Here is a 19,561-nt window from a genome sequence, read left to right as displayed (position 1 = left end):
ATGAAAAATGAAAAACTAAAAGGAGCAGTCATCCCCATAATTTCAGTATTACTTGGTCTAATTTTAGGCGGAATTATTATGTTGGCTTTTTCATACAATCCAATTGAAGGGTATACTGCTTTACTTCAAGGATCTCTGGGCAGTGTTTTCTACTTTGGAGAAACCTTAAGACAAGCAACACCTTTAATTTTAGTAGCGTTAGGATTTTCAGTTGCTAAGAGTGCTGGTTTCTTTAATATTGGCGTAGCTGGCCAATTAGTAATTGGCTGGCTAGGTTCGGTCATGATGGCATTGATGTTTCCAACATTACCGAGTTTTATCCTAATTCCCTTATGTGTATTAGCAGGAATTTTACTAGGTGCTTTATGGGCTGGAATTGCAGGAGCCCTGCGTGCTTATTTTGGAACTAGTGAAGTGATTGTCACAATCATGTTGAACTACTCAGCCCTTTATTTGACCAATCATATTATTCGAAATGTTTTGACAAAATCTGATGATACAACTAAAAAAATTAGTGAGAACGCTAGTTTAAGGTCAGAAGCATTAACTACGATGACGGACTATTCAACGATCCATATGGGCATTGTGATTGCTCTTTTAATGTGTATTGTTAGTTGGATTTTAATGAAAAAAACGATCGTTGGTTTTGAGCTTCGTTCGGTTGGATTGAATCCTTTTGCAGCAGAATATGCAGGAATGAGTGCGAAGAAAAATATTATTTTAGCAATGTTAATTTCTGGTGGTTTAGCTGGCTTAGGTGGGGCAATGGAAGGTTTAGGGAACTTTCAGAACATCTTCGTTATGAGTAGTTTACCTGGAACTGGATTTGATGGAATGGCTGTTGCACTTTTAGGAAATGGGCAGCCATTGGGAATATTGTTATCAGGCATTCTTTTTGGGGCATTAAAAGTTGGCGGAGTGAGTATGCCAATGGCCTCAGGAGTTCCAACAGAAGTTGTGGATATTGTGATTGCATCAATTATTTTCTTTGTGGGAGCGAGTTATTTAATTAGACATATCCTAGATTTACTGGAAAAAAGAAAGAAGAAAGCAATCCTTCAGCCAAAAGTAAATGCACGAGAAGGGGAGGCTGGCTAGTATGAATGGGTTTATCTCAATTTTTGCAATTGTAATGTCTTCAGCGTTAATTTATTCTGCGCCGTTAATTTTTACTGCATTAGGTGGCACTTTCTCTGAGAGAAGTGGAACAATTAATGTAGGACTTGAGGGAACGATGGTAATTGGTGCCTTCAGTTCAATTGTGTTTAATTTATCATATGGAGATGTATTTGGAAGTGCAACACCTTGGTTGGGCTTGTTAATTGGTGGTTTAGTGGGGTGCTTATTTTCGTTGATTCATGCTGTAGCAACCATTACACTTCGAGCAAATCATATCGTTAGTGGAACAGTTCTTAATATGATGGCTCCAGCGTTAGCAATTTTTTTAACAAGGATTCTTTATGAAGAAAAAGGACAAACGGATTATATTAAACATAGTTTTGGAAAAATTGATGTTCCAATATTTAGTAAAATTCCGATCATTGGCTCAATCTTTTTTGAGAGTACTTCAGCGCCGGCTTTTGTAGCGATAGGGGTTGCGGCAGTCTGTTGGTATGTCATTTACAATACTCGTTTTGGCTTGCGTTTACGTTCAGTAGGAGAAAATCCACAAGCTGCTGATACATTAGGAATTAATGTCTATTTAATGAAATATGCAGGTGTCTTGATTTCTGGTATTTTAGGTGGTGTTGGAGGAGCAGTTGCAGCACAATCAATTTCGTTAAACTTCTCAATTTCAACGATTGCTGGACAAGGATTTATTGCTATGGCAGCCATGATTTTTGGTAAGTGGAATCCATTAGGGGCAATGGGGGCAGCCATTTTCTTTGGATTTGCTCAAAGTTTAAGTGTGATTGGGAGCTACGTTCCTATTATTAAAAACATTGATGCTGTTTGGCTTCAAATATCGCCATATGTATTAACGATTTTAGTATTAGTCCTATTTATTGGTAAATCTCAAGGACCAGCGGCTAATGGATATACTTATGTGAAATCAAAATAGCAATTTTTTAAGAAAAAAGGAAATAAATGAAGGGAAAATATATTTTTTCTTTAGAGTGAGAAATGTTTTCTTTAGTCTATTTCTTTTAGGAATAATGAACTATCTACTTATTAGCAAAAAAACGAAAAAATGTTAGAAGGGCCATAATGGATAAAAGGTTGAGACAGCAGTCGCTTTGGGGCGAGAAATTGGACCGCAAAGCGCACCATACATTTTATGGATTGAGTGATTTTCGGGAAATTTCCGAAGAGCCAGACTTTTGACCACCGTTTATTTCGATTTAGAAGATGAAACAAAACTGATTTTTAGTTTTGTCTCATCCTCTTTTTTTATTTAACTTAAAAAAACTTTCTCAGTTTATAATTAATATTAAAAGCGTTTGGAGGGTCTTTTTTATGTTTATTGTTTATTTGAAAAGGTTTGTATTGATAATGGTTATCAGTTGCGACAACTGATAACCATTATCATTCTCAATTAGAAAGTTTTATTATCATTTAGAAAAAAAGTGTGCTATGATGTTTTTGAGATGAAGAAGCGAAAATCCAAAATAGAAAGAAATGAGTCTATCTATTCAGGAAAATGCCCATTAATCAAAAAGAATGAAGTAGGAGTGATAGTTATGTCAAGTGAACAAAAGGCGATGGTCTCAACGGTTTTGTGTTTAGTATTTATGATCATTGGATTTACTATGGAGAAAATGGGTGTCGCGTATTTTCAGATTGCTTTTGTGTTGTCAATTATATTTGGAGGATTTAAGCAAACAAAGGAAGGTCTAATTGATACTTTTGAAGATAAACATATGAATGTGGATTTACTGATGGCTTTGGCAGCAATCGGTGCTTGTATTATTGGGAACTGGTTTGAAGGAGCAATGTTAACCTTTATTTTCTGTTTAAGTGGAGCCTTAGAAGAATATACAACTAACAAAAGTAAAAAAGAAATCTCTAATTTAATGAATATGCAACCGGAAAGTGCGCTATTAATTGGTGAGGATGGAAAAACAACAGAAGTTGGCGTTGCCGAATTACAAATTAATGATTTAGTTTTAGTTCCTAAAGGGGCAAGTATTCCTATTGATGGAGAATTAATTAAAGGATTTTCAACCATTGATGAAGCTGCAATTAGCGGGGAATCAGTTCCTGTTGAGAAGACAGAAGGGGCTGACCTATTTGGTGGAACAATTAATTTGGGAGATGCCATCACGCTTAAAGTAACGAAGACGAGTGATGATACTCTTTTTGCCAAAATTATTAAATTGGTGGATGAAGCTCAAAATACACCCTCACAAACAGCTTCTTTTATAGAAAACATTGAAAACAAATATGTTAAAGGTGTTTTGATTGTGGTTCCACTGATGATTCTAATTCCCTATTTGTTTCTAGGGTGGAGTTGGAATGAAAGTTTTTACAGAGGAATGGTTCTTTTAGTTGTTGCTTCTCCATGTGCTTTAGTGGCTTCAGCTACTCCAGCGACGTTGGCGGCAATTTCTAATGGAGCTAGAAACGGGGTACTATTTAAAGGCGGTATTTATTTAGAAAATCTTTCTTCATTGAAAGCCATCGCTTTTGATAAAACAGGTACATTAACTAAAGGGGTACCTGTAGTGACCGATTCTATTTTTAATCCTGGAATTGACGTAGAAGAAGCAAAGGCTGTTTTAGTTACGATGGAGGGAACGTCAACTCATCCACTTGCTAATGCAATAGTGAAGAGATTCTCAGGGGAAGTCAGTTCTCATTTTCAAGAAATAGATGTAAAAGATGTGACTGGATTTGGGATGGAAGCAGAAATCAATGGAGCTATTTGGCGTATAGGAAAAGGCAGTTTTTCTGGTGAACAAGAGTTCAATGAGGAAATAACCCAAAATGTTCAAAAGTTGCAAGAACAAGGAAAAACAGTCATTTTTCTTTCAAAAGGAGACGAAGTTGTTGGCTATTTTGGATTGCTAGATGTTCCTAAGCCAGAAGCTAGTGGCGCCATTGCCTATTTTAAATCAGTCGGCATCCATACAACGATGATTACTGGAGATCATAATTCAACAGCTAAAGCGGTAGGGGATAGTTTACAAATCGATGAAATTCATGCAGATTGTTTACCAGAAGACAAAACAGAGTTGATTAAAGCTCAAAAAGAGACCTACAAAATCAATGCTATGGTAGGTGATGGAATCAATGATGCACCAGCGTTAGCGAATGCTGCGATTGGAGTTGCCATGGGTGGTGGAACGGATATTGCAATGGATGTTGCCGATATGGTATTAATGCAAAATGATTTACAGAAATTACAAATGAGTCATATGTTGTCTATCAAATTAAAACGAATTGTAAAGCAAAATATTATTTTTTCAGCAACAGTCATTGCGATTCTGATTCTGTCTAATCTTTTCCAAGTGATTAATTTGCCTTTAGGAGTTATTGGACATGAAGGTAGCACAATATTAGTTATTTTAAATGGATTAAGATTGCTTAAAACAATCAAAATAGAGGAGAAAAGCGAACAAAAAGAAATTGGATTTCTACAAGAAAGTTTGTAATTGCAACGAAATAGCAATATATATATGGCATTGATTGGAGTGTAAACAAACTTTAATCAATGCTTTGCTATTTAAAAAAATCTTAATTTGTACTAAGTATTTATAATATTTCCATTATTTTTTCCTGTTGTTTTAGCAAAAGCATTATAATTTTTATTGCTTATTAGCCTAAGGTTTACTGTTAATAGGTAAGCCAATTGGAACATGGAGTTCAATAGTGAGGGCAATCTAAATTAAATGGAAGCAGGTGGGAATAAAGTGTTACAGAGAAAAACTATGTATTTGTACAGTGGAATGCTTTTCTTATTTTCTATAATTGGATTAAATGTAATAATTCAGACTGATGGTTTAAAAAAAATCGACCAAGTTGGAAGTCAAGTAATACAAAATAATCCTTCGTCTCAATTAACGGCTATTTATGAAAATATATCAGCAATGTCTAGTCCCACAACAAATTTAATTTTAGCAACAATTATTTTTCTAATGCTTTTTTTCATGAATAATAAAGTGAAAGCAATTTTCTTTTTCGGTAGTTTTTTAGTCAGTGGTGCAGTGATTCCTTATATCATTAAGCATCTAGTCCGTAGAGAACGACCAATACATCAACTGGTTTCTGAAACAGGGTATAGTTTTCCAAGTGGTCATGTTGCCAGTGCTGTAGCGCTTTATGTGCTGATTTTGTGGTTAGTTTTCCAAGGGAGTAAAAGGAGTAACTTAAAAAACGTGTCCGTTGTTTTGATAGTAGGCTGGATTATAATTGTTATGCTTGCTAGAGTTTACTTAGGGGCACACTACCTAAGTGATGTAACTGCCAGTTTGTTATTGTGTTCAGGTTTGACAGGGATGTTTATTTATTACAGTAAACCGTTAGAGGAAATAATTGGTAGAAGAATTTTATCATTGATAGAAAAATAAAAGGAATGAGCTGAAATCTTAGCAATTGCAAGATTTCAGCTCGTTTTTTTATCGAAGAATTATCCTTCTAATTCTTCTGCTTCTTTTTTAGTCTCTTCTTTTGTATCAAAAGGATGATTAGGTGGAGAATAGATAGAATAAACTTTCATTGGAACATCGCCTACATTAGTAACATTATGCCAAGTATTCGCTGGAATAATGATACAATCACCATCCTTTACAATTTTACTGACTGTAATATTGTCTTTTTCTCTACCCATCTCAACTTTTCCTGTACCAGCTTCTAGTCTAAGGAATTGATCTACATGGGGGTGAATTTCCATCCCAATGTCGCCGCCACCAGCAGGGATACTCATAACTGTTAGTTGGAAATGTTCCCCTGTCCACAACGTTGTACGATACCGTTCATTTTGCAAAGTAGCTTCTTCAATGTTAAAAGCAATCGGCTCTTTTCCATAATCTCTTAGTTCCATAAAAACCCCTTCTTTCTAACTTGATTAACTAAAACATAACACATGTACCAAAAAAGAAGAAGAGAAAGCGCTTAATTGATAGTGATTTTCATTTGCAGAAATAGTAAAAACGATTTCGTAAAGTTTCGTTTAAGAAATAGAGGGAAAACGCTTTTTTAGAAATAATCATCCTCATGAATATGGTAAAATAACTAGAGTTCTTTTTCTTATCCTTTTGATTCATATATATCAATGTGAAAAATTAGATAACATGATAAACTAAAAATGAAGCATACATATAGATATGAAAGAAGTAGCAGTTAATCGTCATTTTTTTCAAAATCACAAAAAAAATCAACGTTTAAAGACGTTTGAAAAACATGTTAAGAGCCTATTTAAATATAAGTAGAAGCACTATTACTTTGACCAAAAAATAATGTTGAGAGTACAGATATAGGAAATCAGACCACAAAAAAAGGGGAGTGAGTAACATAGATAGATTAAAGAAAAAGAGAGTATTTTTTTATTTAGGTAGTTTTTTATTGCCATTATTCATAGTTGGTTGTGTATATTTCTTATTAGAGTTGGCACCCTTTGGAAATAAAAATCTTTTAGTAAGTGATTTGGGAACACAATACATGCACTTTCTTAGCATGTTTAAGCGAATGATCCAAGAAGGAACGCTTTCTTTCTATTCCTTTTCCAATGTGATTGGCGGGACAGTTTTACCATTGGCGGCTTATTATTTATTAAGTCCATTTAATTTTATTGCTTTGGCTTTTCCTTATGAAGAGCTTCCAATTGCAATTTTATTGATTATAGGATTGAAAATAGCTTTTATGGGCTTAACGATGGCTTACTATTTAGAGAAAACATACCGAAAATCTACTTATATGACATGGTTATTTTCGACATCTTATAGTTTGTGTGGATTTGTAGTAGTTTACTGTTTAAATTTTATGTGGTTGGATGCATTGATTTTATTACCAGTATTAGTATTAGGTATTCAAAGATTATGGGATGAAGGGAAGTATTTACTTTACAGCTTGGCTCTTTTTGCTGCGATTGTAACGAATTACTATTTGGGCTACATGTTATGCATATTTGTCGTATTTTATAGTTTTTATTGGCGATTTAAAAAGGATAATAGCGGGTTTAAGAAAAATTGTGTTGCTTTTTTTAAAGACGGGAAATTATTTTGGCTAGCTTCGATACTCACTGGGGTGGCTACTAGTTTTATTTTAATACCTGCAGTTGAAGGGATGCTTCAAACTAAAAAAACGAATTTCGATAGTTCAACTTTTTTACCCTATCCTAAGTTTGGAACAGCGTTTTTTTCTCAATTTGGATTAGGGGCGATTAATTTTGAACTACGCCTAGATCATTTACCAACGATTTTTTCAGGAATTTTAATGACAATGCTTTTTATTTCGTATTTTCTAGAAAAAAGAATTCCTAAAAGAGAAAAAAAAGCTACTGCTTATCTGCTTGGTTTTATCTTCTTAAGTTTTTGGCTAGACGTTATCAATACAATCTGGCACATGTTCCAAAGTCCAGCAGGTTTTCCTTATAGGAATGCATTTATTTTTAGTTTCTTAGTCATTAAATTCGCTTATGAAGCTTATTTGAAAATGAATAAAAAGGAAGGCTTCTCCTTAAGTGTGCCATTTATCTTTTCAGTTCTGTTATTGTTAGGATACATCTCTTTAATGATATCTGAGACTCAAGGATCAATTGTATCTAGTGTCTATTTGTTAATAAGTCTATTCTTTATTTGGCTATACTACTTTATATTTAGGATTGAATGTAGAAAAAATAGTGGTCAACCTTGGTTAAAAGTAGTGCTGGTCTTGTTGGTTTGTTTGGAATTAGGGGGGAACTATTGGATTGCACTTAAAGATATTCCCTTTGGAAATCAGCAACAGTTTGCTTCTACTTATCGTTCGCAAAGTGAAATTATTGATGAATTAGAGCAAAAAAATGGTGGGCTATTCAGATTAAAACAAACTCTTGATTCTCAGTTTGCTGGATATAGTGAACAAAATAATGGCTATAACAATTCTTTCTTATATGGCTATGCAGGTGTTTCTGGTTATACCTCTACATTAGATGCGAACGTTCAAGAAATGCTGAATGATGTAGGCTTGTATGAAAAAAATGATCGCAGAATTAGTTACGTAGATGATTCGCAAGTCATTAATATGTTGTTGAATGTTCCTTATGAAATGATGCCGACAGTAAAAGAAAAAGTGCCGCTATCCTTTTCAACGAATAAAACGAATGTTTATGAAAATTCAGAAGCAATTGGTATGGGTTTTTTAGCAGCAAATGATTTTGATTCTGTTAAATTAAAGAAAAATGAACCCCTCGAAAATCAAGAAAATATTCTCCAAGGAATAAAAAAAATAGCAGAGCCGTATTTTAAATCGCCAGCTATTATTGATTCAGATGCTTCTCCAGAGGATAGTTATTCGCTGACGGTGAAACCAATCGTTTCGGGAAATGTTTATTTCAGAATTCCTGATGTAAAATGGAAAACGATCGATAAGCTTGTAGTAAACGGCGAAAAAATCAATCAAACGATTTATGTTGCTACGAATCAACTTTTCAATTTAGGCTATGCAGAAAAAGATGAGCTCCTTTCAATTCAAGTTTATACTAAGAAAAAGACTGATATAAATAAATGGCAACTAGCTACTTTGGATCAGCAAGTATTCGATAATTTTATTGAGAAAGAAAGAAAACAAGCACTTCAATTATATAAGAGAGATACAGGGACATTGCGTGGTAACGTTAGTGTTTCAAGTACAGAGAATCAGCTGCTCTTTCTCTCGGTTCCTTACGATCGAGGCTGGCAAGTCAAAGTTGATGGTCAAAAAGTAAAGACTTTTCCTGTTTTGACAAATTTTACAGGAATTCATTTATCCAAAGGAAACCATCAAATCGAAATGAAATATCGACCTCGAAGCTTCCAGATAGGGTTGGTAATTAGCTTAATTGTGTTAAGTGGTGTCGGAATTTATTACTTTATAGGTACTCTGTTCCGTTCGAATAAATTTGATTAAGAAAAAACGAACGAGAAAAAACTGATTTTCAGCTTTTTCTCGTTCGCTTTTTTGTTTACCCAATCATAACACTCTCATCTGGATACTTGAATTTAGCTTGTTGTTTTTGTCCTCTAGTCATTAAAGAGAAGCCAACAGTATAAATGCCAACGCGGCCAATATACATCATTAACATAATGATAATCTTTCCTATAAAAGTTAGATTCGGGGTTAGTCCCATCGTTAAGCCAACTGTACCAAAAGCTGAAAATACTTCAAAAGCAACATATTCCATTCCAGAAGTTTCTGGTATATTTTCCGTAATGGTTAGAATAATTATCGCGAACACGCACAGTGTCAATGTGATAAAGAACAAGGTGAAAGCTCTAAATACCGTAGATTCACGAATCGTTCTTCCTTGAATTTCAGCTCGAGTTCTGCCTTTAAATATCGATTTAATTTGAATAATTAGTACTGCGAATGTAGTCGTTTTTAGACCACCAGCAGTAGACCCTGATGTACCTCCAACGTACATTAAAAACATCGTTGTAATCAATCCAGCATTGGTCATTTGCATGTAATCAATCGAATAATAACCAGCTGTTCTAGGAGTGACTGACATGAAAAAGGTATTTGCTAGTCTTTGGAAAAAATTAGTTCCTTCTGTTAAGGTAGCAGCATTATTTTCAGTAAAGAAAAAGATTATAAAGCCACCAAGTAATAAGCTAATTGTTGTGATTAAAGCAATTTTTGAATGGAGGGAGAATTTTTTCAGTCGCTTAAATCCTAATAAATCTCGCCAAACGATGAAACCAAGTCCTCCTGAAATAATTAATCCTGCTACAACTAAGAGAACGAAAGGGTTCTGTTGGTAAGGAGCTAAACTGTCTCCAAGTAAATCAAATCCAGCATTACAGAAGCTAGATATTGAATGGAAAATTCCAAAGAAAATCCCTTTTTTCCAACCAAATTCTGGCACAAATTGGAAAGACAGTAAAACAGCACCAGTGATTTGAATAACGGCTGTTAATTTGACAATATACATCATTAAGCGGAAGGCACCTGAGATACCATCTAGATTCAACGCTTCTCTTAATAAAATTCTTGTACTTAAAGTAATTTTTTTACGCAAAATAAAATAGAGCATAACAGGCATAGTCATAAATCCTAAACCGCCTAATTCGATTAATATCATAATTAGCAACTGTCCAGCAGGGTTCCAGTGTAAAGCTGTATTAACCGTTGTTAAACCAGTAACACAAACCGCAGAGGTTGCTGTAAATAAAGCATCAATAAAATTGGTTGCCTCACCACTTCTAGAAAAAATTGGAAGAGTCAGTAAACTGCCTCCTACAAAGATTAATAGGAAAAACCCCAACGCCAACACTTGAACCGCAGATAAATGTTTATCTATCTTTTTTAAAATTTTCTTTTTTCTCATTTTCTTCCTCTATCCTCAAAATATTTATGAACTATTTATTTGATTAAAACAAGTTTACCATTTTTGTGAATAAATTCCAGTGATTATAAAGAATATCCCAGTAAATGAACAGAGAAATTTAATCAGTAAAATAACTTCCTTTAAGCTTTTTGAATTTTTTTTCCTCAAACATAGTAGCGGAAGAATAAATACTATATAATAGTTCAATAGAAAGTAGGATATTTAAACCATTTATTTAAGAGGGGGCAAGCATTATGGGAGTTAAAGTAAAAGATTTGTTGCAATTGCCTTCGTTAAGGGAAGCTCAGGTTTATGCAGGCGCAGAAAATTTGGAACGTTCTGTCACCTCATTATCATTTTTAGAAGTGTCAGATATGTTATTTTTTTCTAAAAATATTCAGATGAATCAAAAAGAATATTATGCGGGTGAATTACTAATTAGTTCCTTTTATAGCATCAAAGATGATGTGGATAAACAGTGCCAAGCGATTCAATGCTTGTATGACTTAGGTGAAATCGGGATTATTCTGTATTACGTAGGAATTGTCTTACCAAAACTTTCTCCTAAAGTGGTTCAATTAGCTGAAAAACTAGGATTTATGATTATCTGTATGCCTAAAAATGATCCTTCATTACGCTACAATGAAGTAATCTATGAAGTAATGAACGCAATTATTACAAAACAATCAGCCAACGATAGTTTTGTTAATGAAATATTGGAAAAAGTATCGTTGTTACCTGAACATTTACGAAGTGTTGAAATGACGATAAAAATGCTTGCTGACCGTGTGAAAACCAATATTATTTTGACAACAAGTCGTTTTGAAATCATTAATCAAGTGATGTGGCCAAGAAATTCAACGTTAGGTGTCCAACAAATCATTGAGAGCTTACAAATTGATAAAAAAGGAAAAGACAACAATTTTCTTATAGAAGACTTATCTGTTTACCAAAAAGAAATTCAGCAGAAAGACAATGGCCGAATGTACTTATTTGTCATAACTGAGAAGAAGGAACTACCTATTTTTGAATTGGATCAAGTGACTGAAGTGATTCAAGTGGCGTTGAACCTGTGGGGGAAAAAGCACGGTGAAGTGAGTGAATATGCTTTAGTCAAAGCAATCATAAATGATGAAAGTGAAAAAATGTATCGTTTAGCAAAAATTCTGTCTGTTAATGTGTCCTCTGTTCAGTTACTATGGTTAGTTCATATTAATGATCTTTCAAAAGAAAAAGAAATCAGAGCTGAGTTGATCGATCAACTATCTAAATTTTATCGGACTTGTGTGGTTCAAATGATCGATCATTGTTTCGTTGTTCTTTTAGGAAACTATATGCATAAGCATTCTGAGTTAGATATTACAAAAGAATTTATGGAGACGACGACACATTATTCAAGCATTAAAGATATTATTTTTTGCCCAAGAATGAGAAATACCAGTGATGTGCGTGAAATGTATCAATTGGTTAATGATGTCGAAAAGCTTTTCCCAGTTATTTATAAAGAAAGAAAAATATTTTCAGCCGCAGAAATCAAAAGTTTGAAGAAGGCAATGATGTTAGCGACAATGGGAGAGCAAAAAATCGCTGAGCATTTGGTTATTTTAGAGCCACTCATGGAAGATAAAGAAGCGATAAAAACATTATGTAGCTTTTTGCTAGATTCAAACGGTAGTTTCAGTAAATGTAGTGAATTGCTCTATGTGCATAAAAATACTGTAAAATATAGAATTAAAAAAATTAGTGAGCTTTTAGGTTATGATGTTACTTGTTTTTCAGAAACCTATGATGTGTACATGGCAACGATGATTTATCGTGTATTAAATCACTAATCAAATCTTGTTTGTTTTGTCTATTATGACAAAATAGGCAAGATTTTTTTTCTTTTTGAAAAAGACTTATCAGGCTTAGGTTATATATAATTGACAAAATGAAGGGGGAAGACAGATGAAAAAGAATGAAACGGAAACTCAATCATGGTTTAGCTTGGCTTTTGTGTGGGCGGGTGCAATGATTTGTGTTCCTAGTTTGATTATTGGCGGTACCTTAGTTTCGGGAATGTCCTTGTGGCAAGCTTTATTAGTTGGATGTATTGGTTATAGTATTATTGTAGGTTTTATGATTTTTCAAGGAATTCAAAGTACAGATTTAAGCTTACCTTCCGTAAGCGTGGCTTCCCAAGTATTTGGGGTGGTTGGTTCACAAAAAATTATTTCTATTATTTTGGCGATTGCTTGTTTAGGTTGGTTCGGTATTCAGGCCAATGTTTGTGGGATTGCTTTTTCAAATTTTTTGAACACGTATAATATCCAGTTGCCCGTTCAGGTTTCTTCCTTAATTTGGGGAGTCATCATGTTATTATCAGCAGTATATGGAATCAAAATTTTAAATATATTAAATTATTGTGCAGTGCCAGTTCTTGTGGCCGTCTGTGTATACGGTCTATTTGTTGCTTTAGGAGATAGTGGTTTTGAGGCTGTTTTAGATTATAAACCAACAGGCGAAGCTTCTTTTATGTCAGGGTTATCTATGACCATTGGTTCTTTTGCATTAGGAGCGGTTATTGCAGGAGACTATTCTCAATATGCGAAAACAAGAAAAGATGTTGTGAAAGCCGCAACGTTGGGGATTTTACCAGCCGGAGTCTTAATGATCTCGGTCGGGGCTATCTTGACGATTGTATCAGGAACGGCGGATATTACCATGGTTTTCATGAATCTAGGATTTCCTGTTTTAGGAATTATTGCGCTAGTCTTAGCTACTTGGACGACCAATGCAGTGAACGCTTTTTCAGGAGGACTAGCGATGATTAATGTGTTTAACATTCAGGAAAGTAAAAAGAAATTGGCGATTGCTGTGTCTGGAGGGATTGGAACTATTTTGGCAGTTATTGGGATTTTGGATTATTTTGTCCCTATTATGTCAGTTCTATCTGCCATGATTCCTCCTGTTGCGGGAGTAATGATAGCTTCATACTGGATCGTACAAAAGGGAGACAAAAGTAAATGGGCGACAGTCCCAGGTGTTAATTGGTTAGGAGTCTGTACTTGGTTGATTGGAGCGGCAATTGCCAGTATTCCTGTTATATTCAGCTTTTTCCCAACTTTACCCCAATTACCTAGTCAACCTCTAATTGGGATCGTCATCTCTTTTATCGCTTATATTGTAGGGGTTAAATGGGTTAGGACACCAGAGATAGAGGCGGAATAATTAGTAATCATTTGAATGCTAAATAAATGAAAGAAAGAAGAGGGATAATATGCGTTATTTAGATGCAGAAGCAATTGAGAACATAGCTGTTGGAGCAGCTTTTTTAGGAACTGGTGGAGGGGGAGATCCATATATTGGTAAAATGATGGCCTTATCAGCAATCGAAAATAATGGGCCTGTTCAATTATTATCTCCGGAAGAAGTAGAAGACGATGATTTCTTTATCCCAGCAGCGATGATGGGAGCTCCTTCAGTAATGATAGAAAAATTTCCTAATGGGAATGAATTTGTCCGTGTTTTTGAAAAGCTAGGTAGATATCTAGGCAAAGAAACGATTCGAGGAACGTTTCCTATGGAAGCTGGTGGAGTAAACTCGATGATCCCGATTGTTGTTGCTGCTCAGATGGGTATTCCTCTAATTGATTGTGATAGCATGGGACGAGCTTTTCCAGAATTACAAATGGCAACCTTTAATTTACACGGAATGTCAGCTACGCCAATGGCAATTACCGATGAAAAAGGCAACATAGGAATCATGGAAACAATTGACAACAAATGGACAGAACGTTTAGCAAGAGTTCAAACCGTTGAAATGGGGGCTAGTGCGATGGTCAGCATTTATCCAGCAACGGGACGTCAATTAAAAGATTATGGGATTCATAATATAATCACACTATCAGAAGAAATTGGCAAAGTTATTCGAGGTACTTATGAAAATGAACAAGAGAAAATGACTGCTTTATTAGAAGTTACAAATGGATTTCAACTGTTTCAAGGAAAAATAATTGATGTAAAAAGAGAGATCAAAGGTGGTTTTAATTTTGGCCGTGTGAAAATTTCCGGATTAAATGATAATTTAGGAGATGAAGCTGTTATCCATTTCCAAAATGAAAATTTAGTTGCTGAGAAAAATGGTGTACCAATTGCCATGACGCCAGATTTAATTTGTATGGTAGATTTAGAAACTTTAGCTCCTGTGACGACTGAAGCTTTAAAGTATGGCAAACGAGTTCAGGTAATGGGATTGATTGCTGATTCTGATTGGCGAACTGAAATAGGTATAGAAACAGTCGGACCAAAATATTTTGGCTATGATTTAGAGTATGTACCAATTGAAACACTTGTGGCAAAGGAGGACAAATAGATGTATAAAATTGGAATTGACGTCGGTGGAACCAATACAGATGCGGTTATTTTAGATGGCCAATTAAATCTCGTGCATAGTATAAAAATCCCAACAACTGAAGATATTCAAACAGGAATTGCTAAAGCAATGAGACAAGTTTTAGCAGAATCTGGTATTGACAGAGGGAAAGTCACCCATGCAATGTTAGGAACAACACAATGTACTAATGCAATTGTCGAACGTAAAAAATTAGCTAAAGTAGGGATTTTAAGATTAGGTTACCCAGCGACAGCTTCAGTTTTACCTTATACGGCGTGGCCTAAAGACTTGATTGCTTCATTGTCAGAAACCTATGGGTTAGTTAAAGGGGGATACGAATACGATGGGCAGCCTTTGACTGAATTAGATGAAGAAGAAATTAAGTCAGTAGTGAAAAGTTGGCAAGGAAAGGTACAAGCTATTGCAATTGTAGGTGTCTTTTCTTCTTTGAAAAACGAACAAGAGCTGCGAGTAAAAGAACTTGTGGAAGAGGTTCTAGGAAATGAGATACCCATTTCAGTTTCATCAACAATTGGTTCTGTTGGTCTTATAGAGAGAGAAAATGCGACCATTCTGAATGCGGCATTACATGAAGTAATCCAAATAACGAGTAATGGGTTTGAACAAGCTTTAATAAAAGAGAACATTCATCATGCAGAAGTCTATTTGTGTCAAAATGATGGAACTTTAATGTCATTAAATTATGCTAGACAATTTCCCATTTTAACGATTGCTTGTGGTCCAACTAATAGTATTCGAGGAGCTTCTTATCTTGCGAAGCTCAAAGATGCAGTCGTTTTAGATGTGGGAGGCACAACATCTGATATTGGTGTCTTGGTTGATGGTTTTCCTAGAGAATCTTCTTTAGCAGTTGATGTTGGTGGAGTCAGAACAAATTTCAGAATGCCTGACATCGTATCGATTGGCTTAGGTGGCGGGAGTTTAGTTCGTCAAGCGCAAGATGGAACCATCACAGTTGGACCAGATAGTGTTGGCTACCGTATTACAGAAGAAGCCCTAGTATTTGGTGGCAACCAATTGACGACGACAGATATTGCTGTTCGTTTAGGGCATGCCACAATAGGCAATCCCGAATTAGTCGCTCATATCGATCAAAATTTTGCTGAAAAAGCGTATCAAAAAGTAGCAGATATGGTAGGTGAAGCTATTGATAAAATGAAAACTAGTGCAACGGATGTGACCGTTGTTTTAGTTGGCGGTGGTAGTGTCATCATTCCAGAAGATATTATTGGTGTAAAAGAATTGATTCGCAATGAAAATGGTGGTGTAGCCAATGCTATTGGCGCATCTATTGCACAAATTAGTGGACAATATGAACAAATCTACATTTATGCTAAAACGGAACGAAGCGACTGCTTAGAAGACGCACAAAACAAAGCAACAGAACAAGCGCTTTTAGCTGGTGCAATCAAAGAAACAATTGAATTAGTAGAAGTGGAGGAGATTCCTTTAGCTTATCATCCAGAAAATGCTACACGATTAAGAGTCAAGGTTGTTGGGAAAATGGCTTGAGGAACTATTCATGAAAAATATCGCTAAAAAAACATACTAAGAATTAGAGGGGAAACTTATCAACGGGTAAGTTTATCCTCTTTTTTCCTTTTTAGATTTATAGTGGAGTCTGGGAAAAAAGTTAAAACTAATGTTATCTCGGACGGTATCCCTGAATAAACATTGGCCAAAAGTTAGGTTATTCGGCAATTCCGAAAAAAAACGAGCAATACCAAAAGCCTATTGTTGCTTTTTTCTCGAATTGCTCAAACCTAAAAGACTTTTGGACCAACCTATTTATTAGTATCTAAATATTTTTTTTACTTAAAGGTCTATTTTTCTAACAAGGTTTGATACAATAGAGAAAAATGATAAAGGAATGAATGATGAATGGGGAAAATTAGAATTAACAACATGAAATTTTACACTCGAAATGGTGTTTTGCCTGAAGAGCGTGTTTTAGGCCAGCAATTAGAAGTAGATGTCGAGTTAACACTGGCGTTAGAAAAAGCTGGAAAGACAGATAATGTGAATGATACGGTTAGCTACGCAGAAGTCAATGAGAAAATTATGCAGCGTTTGAATACTAGTTCTTTCAATCTGATTGAAGCGGTAGCTAGTGCTATTTTGGATGATATCGAAATAGAGCATGGTCAAAAATTAGAACAAGCTTTAGTTCGAGTAAGGAAATACAGTGTACCCATGCCAGGCATTTTTGATAATATTGAAATTGAGCTGGAGAGGAGTTTTCTATAAATGACAGTCGGCTATCTAGCATTAGGCAGTAACTTAGGCGATCGATTAGAAAATTTAAAAGCAGCAGTTGCTTTTTTAAATCAAGAGAGTCGAATGGTTGTAACGAAAAAATCATTGATTTATGAAACAAAACCGTATGGGGATGTTCCACAAGATAACTATTTAAATGCAGTGATTCAAATTGACACCGATTATGCCCCACAAGAATTATTAGTAGTGACTCAAACGGTTGAAAAAAAACTAAAAAGAGAGCGCTTAATTCGCTGGGGACCTAGAACAATTGATATTGATATTTTATTATTAGGGCAACAAATCGTGACGGAGCCTGATTTGGTGATTCCCCACCAAGAGATAGCAAAACGATCGTTTGTCTTGATTCCTTTAAAAGATGTCTATGTAGGCAAAACATTGTTTTCTCAGTCTTTAGAAAAATTAATTGATCAAACTGGAAATAAAAATGAAGTCTGGATTAGCGGAGAAAGTTGGTAATAATTATGGAGGCAGAAAAAAAAGTAATCATAGAAAATGCAGTTAGAGAAATATTGTTAGCAATTGGAGAAGATCCCGAACGTTCTGGATTAATAGATACACCCAAACGTGTAGCTAAAATGTATGGGGAGGTTTTTAGTTCGCTAAATGAACCAGAATTTAACGATTATGCGTTATTCGATAGTTCAAATAGTGAAGATTTAGTGGTTGTTAAAGATATTCAGTTTTATTCTATGTGTGAACATCATTTGTTACCTTTTTTTGGAAAAGCTCATATTGCTTATATACCAGAGGGAAATCAAGTCTTAGGATTAAGCAAATTGCCTCGATTAGTTGAGTATTGTGCAAAGCGTCCTAGCGTTCAAGAAGATTTAACAATCATGATTGCAAATAAATTGGCAGAGCACGTGGCCGTTAAAGGGGTTGCTGTGGCTCTTGAAGCTGAACATATGTGTATGACCATGCGAGGTGTTAAAACTCCCGTAAGCAAGACGAAAACCTTTCATTATCAAGGGGTGTTTAAGACTGATAGAGAGTGGAAACGAGATTTTTTAAGTGCGATTAATTCTTAAAGGTGTGAGTTAGTGAAGATTATTGTTGGAACAAATAACCACGGAAAATTACAAGAAATGCAGCAAGCAATAGATTCAGAAGCTGTCCAACTAGTCACTTATCAGGAGTATTTACCTGAATCAGTGGAGATTGAAGAGACTGGCAATACGTATGTGGAAAATGCCTTGTTGAAAGCTAAATTTTATGCTGAAAAAATCAATCGTCCTGTTTTGGCTGATGATGGAGGTCTTGAATTAATTGCATTCCCAGCCTTATTGGGCTTAAAGACAGCCCGTTTTTTTAATGAAAATTTATCAGAGCAACAGAAGAATCAACAGTTACTGGAACTATTTAATGGAAAGCCAGAACTAACGAGAGAGATTCAATTAAAATCGACTTTAGTGTATGCTTGGCCAGAAGGACACTATCTGACTTCTTCTGAAACCCTAAAAGGAGAGTTAGCCAAAAAAATAACAGGTGATTTAGGCTATGGCTTCGATTCGATTTTCTATTTACCAGAACTAGGTTGTACATTAGCTCAACTGTCAAAAGCAACTCGCGATACGTATAGCCCCAGAGTGATTGCGTTAAAAAAGATGATAGAAAAAATTAAGGAGGAAAATTGCGATGAAAACGAATCCCTTTTTCTCGGAGAATAAAACGCTTGTTATGGGTGTTTTAAATGTAACACCAGATTCTTTTTCAGATGGCGGTCATTATGTCCAAGTAGAAGAGGCTGTGAAGCGTGCGCAAGAGATGATTGCGGCTGATGTTGATATTATTGATATTGGAGGGCAATCAACGAGACCTGGCTATCATGAAATATCTGCTGTCGAAGAATTGCAACGCATTCTGCCAGTCATTAAGGAGATCCGCCAACTTACAACTACGCGAATTTCAATTGATACTTATTATCCTGAAGTAGCCGAGGCAGCATTGCACGAAGGAGCAACAATTATTAATGATATTAAAGGGTTAGACCAATCTGGCATGTTGGAAATAGCGCAAAAATATCCTGAATCTGGGTTAATTCTAATGCATTCTCGTCCTAGAAAGCCAAAGCTATCGGTTAAAGAGGATGTTCAACAATTTTATCAAGAAAAAGCTGTACTCTGCGAGTCAAAGGGGATTGAAGCGTCCAGGATTTGTTTTGATCCCGGTATTGGCTTTGGGAAAAGTTTAGAAGAAAATATTCATATCTTGCAACAGCCTCAGGAATTTCGTTATCAAGAGTATCCTTTGCTATATGGTGTTTCTAGAAAAAGAACAATCGCTGCTTTAATCGATGAAACAGACCCATTAAAAAGGGATTTTGGTTCAGTAGCAGCTTCACTATTTGTAGCCCAGCAAGGAGTGGAAATTGTTCGAGTTCACGAAGTCAAAGGAATGAAGGATGCTTTAGCAGTCTGGGAGCAACTAAAATGAACTAG

16 protein-coding genes are annotated in these 19,561 nt (G+C 35.2%); 14 read left to right on the top strand and 2 right to left on the bottom strand.

The window, feature by feature from the left end; genetic code table 11:
- The 4 genes from BCR26_RS05750 (at position 1) to BCR26_RS05735 (ending at position 5,510) form a co-directional block, all read left to right on the top strand.
- The gene (locus tag BCR26_RS05750) at positions 1-1,098 is read left to right on the top strand and encodes an ABC transporter permease (protein ID WP_069698017.1); all 1,098 of its coding nucleotides are present in this window, start codon (positions 1-3) and stop codon (positions 1,096-1,098) included.
- A 1-nt stretch (position 1,099) separates the two neighbouring features.
- A complete protein-coding gene (locus BCR26_RS05745; RefSeq protein ID WP_069698016.1) occupies positions 1,100-2,062 on the top strand; it encodes an ABC transporter permease in 963 nt (320 codons plus the stop codon).
- A gap of 619 nt (positions 2,063-2,681) precedes the next feature.
- The gene (locus BCR26_RS05740; RefSeq protein ID WP_069698015.1) at positions 2,682-4,595 is read left to right on the top strand and encodes a heavy metal translocating P-type ATPase; all 1,914 of its coding nucleotides are present in this window, start codon (positions 2,682-2,684) and stop codon (positions 4,593-4,595) included.
- A 258-nt stretch (positions 4,596-4,853) separates the two neighbouring features.
- Complete coding sequence (locus BCR26_RS05735; RefSeq protein WP_169818858.1) at positions 4,854-5,510, top strand: phosphatase PAP2 family protein; 657 nt, start codon at positions 4,854-4,856, stop codon at positions 5,508-5,510.
- Positions 5,511-5,569: 59 nt separating this feature from the next.
- Here the strand turns inward: BCR26_RS05735 and BCR26_RS05730 are convergent, their stop codons facing one another.
- Complete coding sequence (locus tag BCR26_RS05730; protein WP_069698013.1) at positions 5,570-5,983, bottom strand: cupin domain-containing protein; 414 nt, start codon at positions 5,981-5,983, stop codon at positions 5,570-5,572.
- Between the two features lie 521 nt (positions 5,984-6,504).
- On the opposite strand from BCR26_RS05730, the gene BCR26_RS05725 reads away from it, so the two are divergent.
- On the top strand, positions 6,505-9,027 hold the full coding sequence (locus tag BCR26_RS05725) for a YfhO family protein (RefSeq protein WP_245341792.1): 2,523 nt from the start codon (positions 6,505-6,507) through the stop codon (positions 9,025-9,027).
- Between the two features lie 55 nt (positions 9,028-9,082).
- Here the strand turns inward: BCR26_RS05725 and BCR26_RS05720 are convergent, their stop codons facing one another.
- Positions 9,083-10,447, bottom strand: coding sequence for a TrkH family potassium uptake protein (locus tag BCR26_RS05720; RefSeq protein ID WP_069698012.1), 1,365 nt, complete (start codon positions 10,445-10,447; stop codon positions 9,083-9,085).
- A gap of 254 nt (positions 10,448-10,701) precedes the next feature.
- Between BCR26_RS05720 and BCR26_RS05715 the strand changes: the two genes are divergently transcribed.
- The 9 genes from BCR26_RS05715 to folP all read left to right on the top strand — a co-directional run bounded on the left by BCR26_RS05715 (position 10,702) and on the right by folP (position 19,556).
- On the top strand, positions 10,702-12,279 hold the full coding sequence (locus tag BCR26_RS05715; RefSeq protein ID WP_069698011.1) for a PucR family transcriptional regulator: 1,578 nt from the start codon (positions 10,702-10,704) through the stop codon (positions 12,277-12,279).
- Positions 12,280-12,394: 115 nt separating this feature from the next.
- Positions 12,395-13,657, top strand: a complete 1,263-nt coding sequence (locus tag BCR26_RS05710; protein WP_069698010.1) for a cytosine permease — start codon at positions 12,395-12,397, stop codon at positions 13,655-13,657.
- 49 nt (positions 13,658-13,706) lie between these two features.
- Positions 13,707-14,801: an S-methyl thiohydantoin desulfurase family protein gene (locus BCR26_RS05705; protein WP_069698009.1), complete on the top strand. Its 1,095-nt coding sequence runs from the start codon at positions 13,707-13,709 to the stop codon at positions 14,799-14,801.
- Positions 14,802-16,355 carry a hydantoinase/oxoprolinase N-terminal domain-containing protein gene (locus BCR26_RS05700; protein ID WP_069698008.1) on the top strand — a complete coding sequence of 518 codons (1,554 nt, stop codon included), beginning with the start codon at positions 14,802-14,804 and terminating at the stop codon, positions 16,353-16,355.
- A 369-nt stretch (positions 16,356-16,724) separates the two neighbouring features.
- Positions 16,725-17,090, top strand: coding sequence for a dihydroneopterin aldolase (gene folB / locus BCR26_RS05695; protein WP_069698007.1), 366 nt, complete (start codon positions 16,725-16,727; stop codon positions 17,088-17,090).
- Positions 17,091-17,579: a 2-amino-4-hydroxy-6-hydroxymethyldihydropteridine diphosphokinase gene (folK, locus tag BCR26_RS05690; protein ID WP_069698006.1), complete on the top strand. Its 489-nt coding sequence runs from the start codon at positions 17,091-17,093 to the stop codon at positions 17,577-17,579.
- A 5-nt stretch (positions 17,580-17,584) separates the two neighbouring features.
- On the top strand, positions 17,585-18,151 hold the full coding sequence (folE, locus tag BCR26_RS05685; RefSeq protein WP_069698005.1) for a GTP cyclohydrolase I FolE: 567 nt from the start codon (positions 17,585-17,587) through the stop codon (positions 18,149-18,151).
- Between the two features lie 12 nt (positions 18,152-18,163).
- Positions 18,164-18,790 carry a non-canonical purine NTP pyrophosphatase gene (locus BCR26_RS05680; protein WP_069698004.1) on the top strand — a complete coding sequence of 209 codons (627 nt, stop codon included), beginning with the start codon at positions 18,164-18,166 and terminating at the stop codon, positions 18,788-18,790.
- Positions 18,759-19,556 carry a dihydropteroate synthase gene (folP, locus tag BCR26_RS05675; RefSeq protein ID WP_069698003.1) on the top strand — a complete coding sequence of 266 codons (798 nt, stop codon included), beginning with the start codon at positions 18,759-18,761 and terminating at the stop codon, positions 19,554-19,556. Before BCR26_RS05680 ends, folP begins: the two co-directional genes overlap by 32 nt.
- Positions 19,557-19,561: the final 5 nt, after the last annotated feature.

The sequence above is a fragment of the Enterococcus rivorum genome, assembly GCF_001742285.1.
In the GTDB taxonomy this organism is placed as follows: Bacteria; Bacillota; Bacilli; order Lactobacillales; family Enterococcaceae; genus Enterococcus_L; species Enterococcus_L rivorum.
Note: the sequence above shows the minus strand (reverse complement) of the source record. Positions and strands in the feature narration are given on the sequence as shown.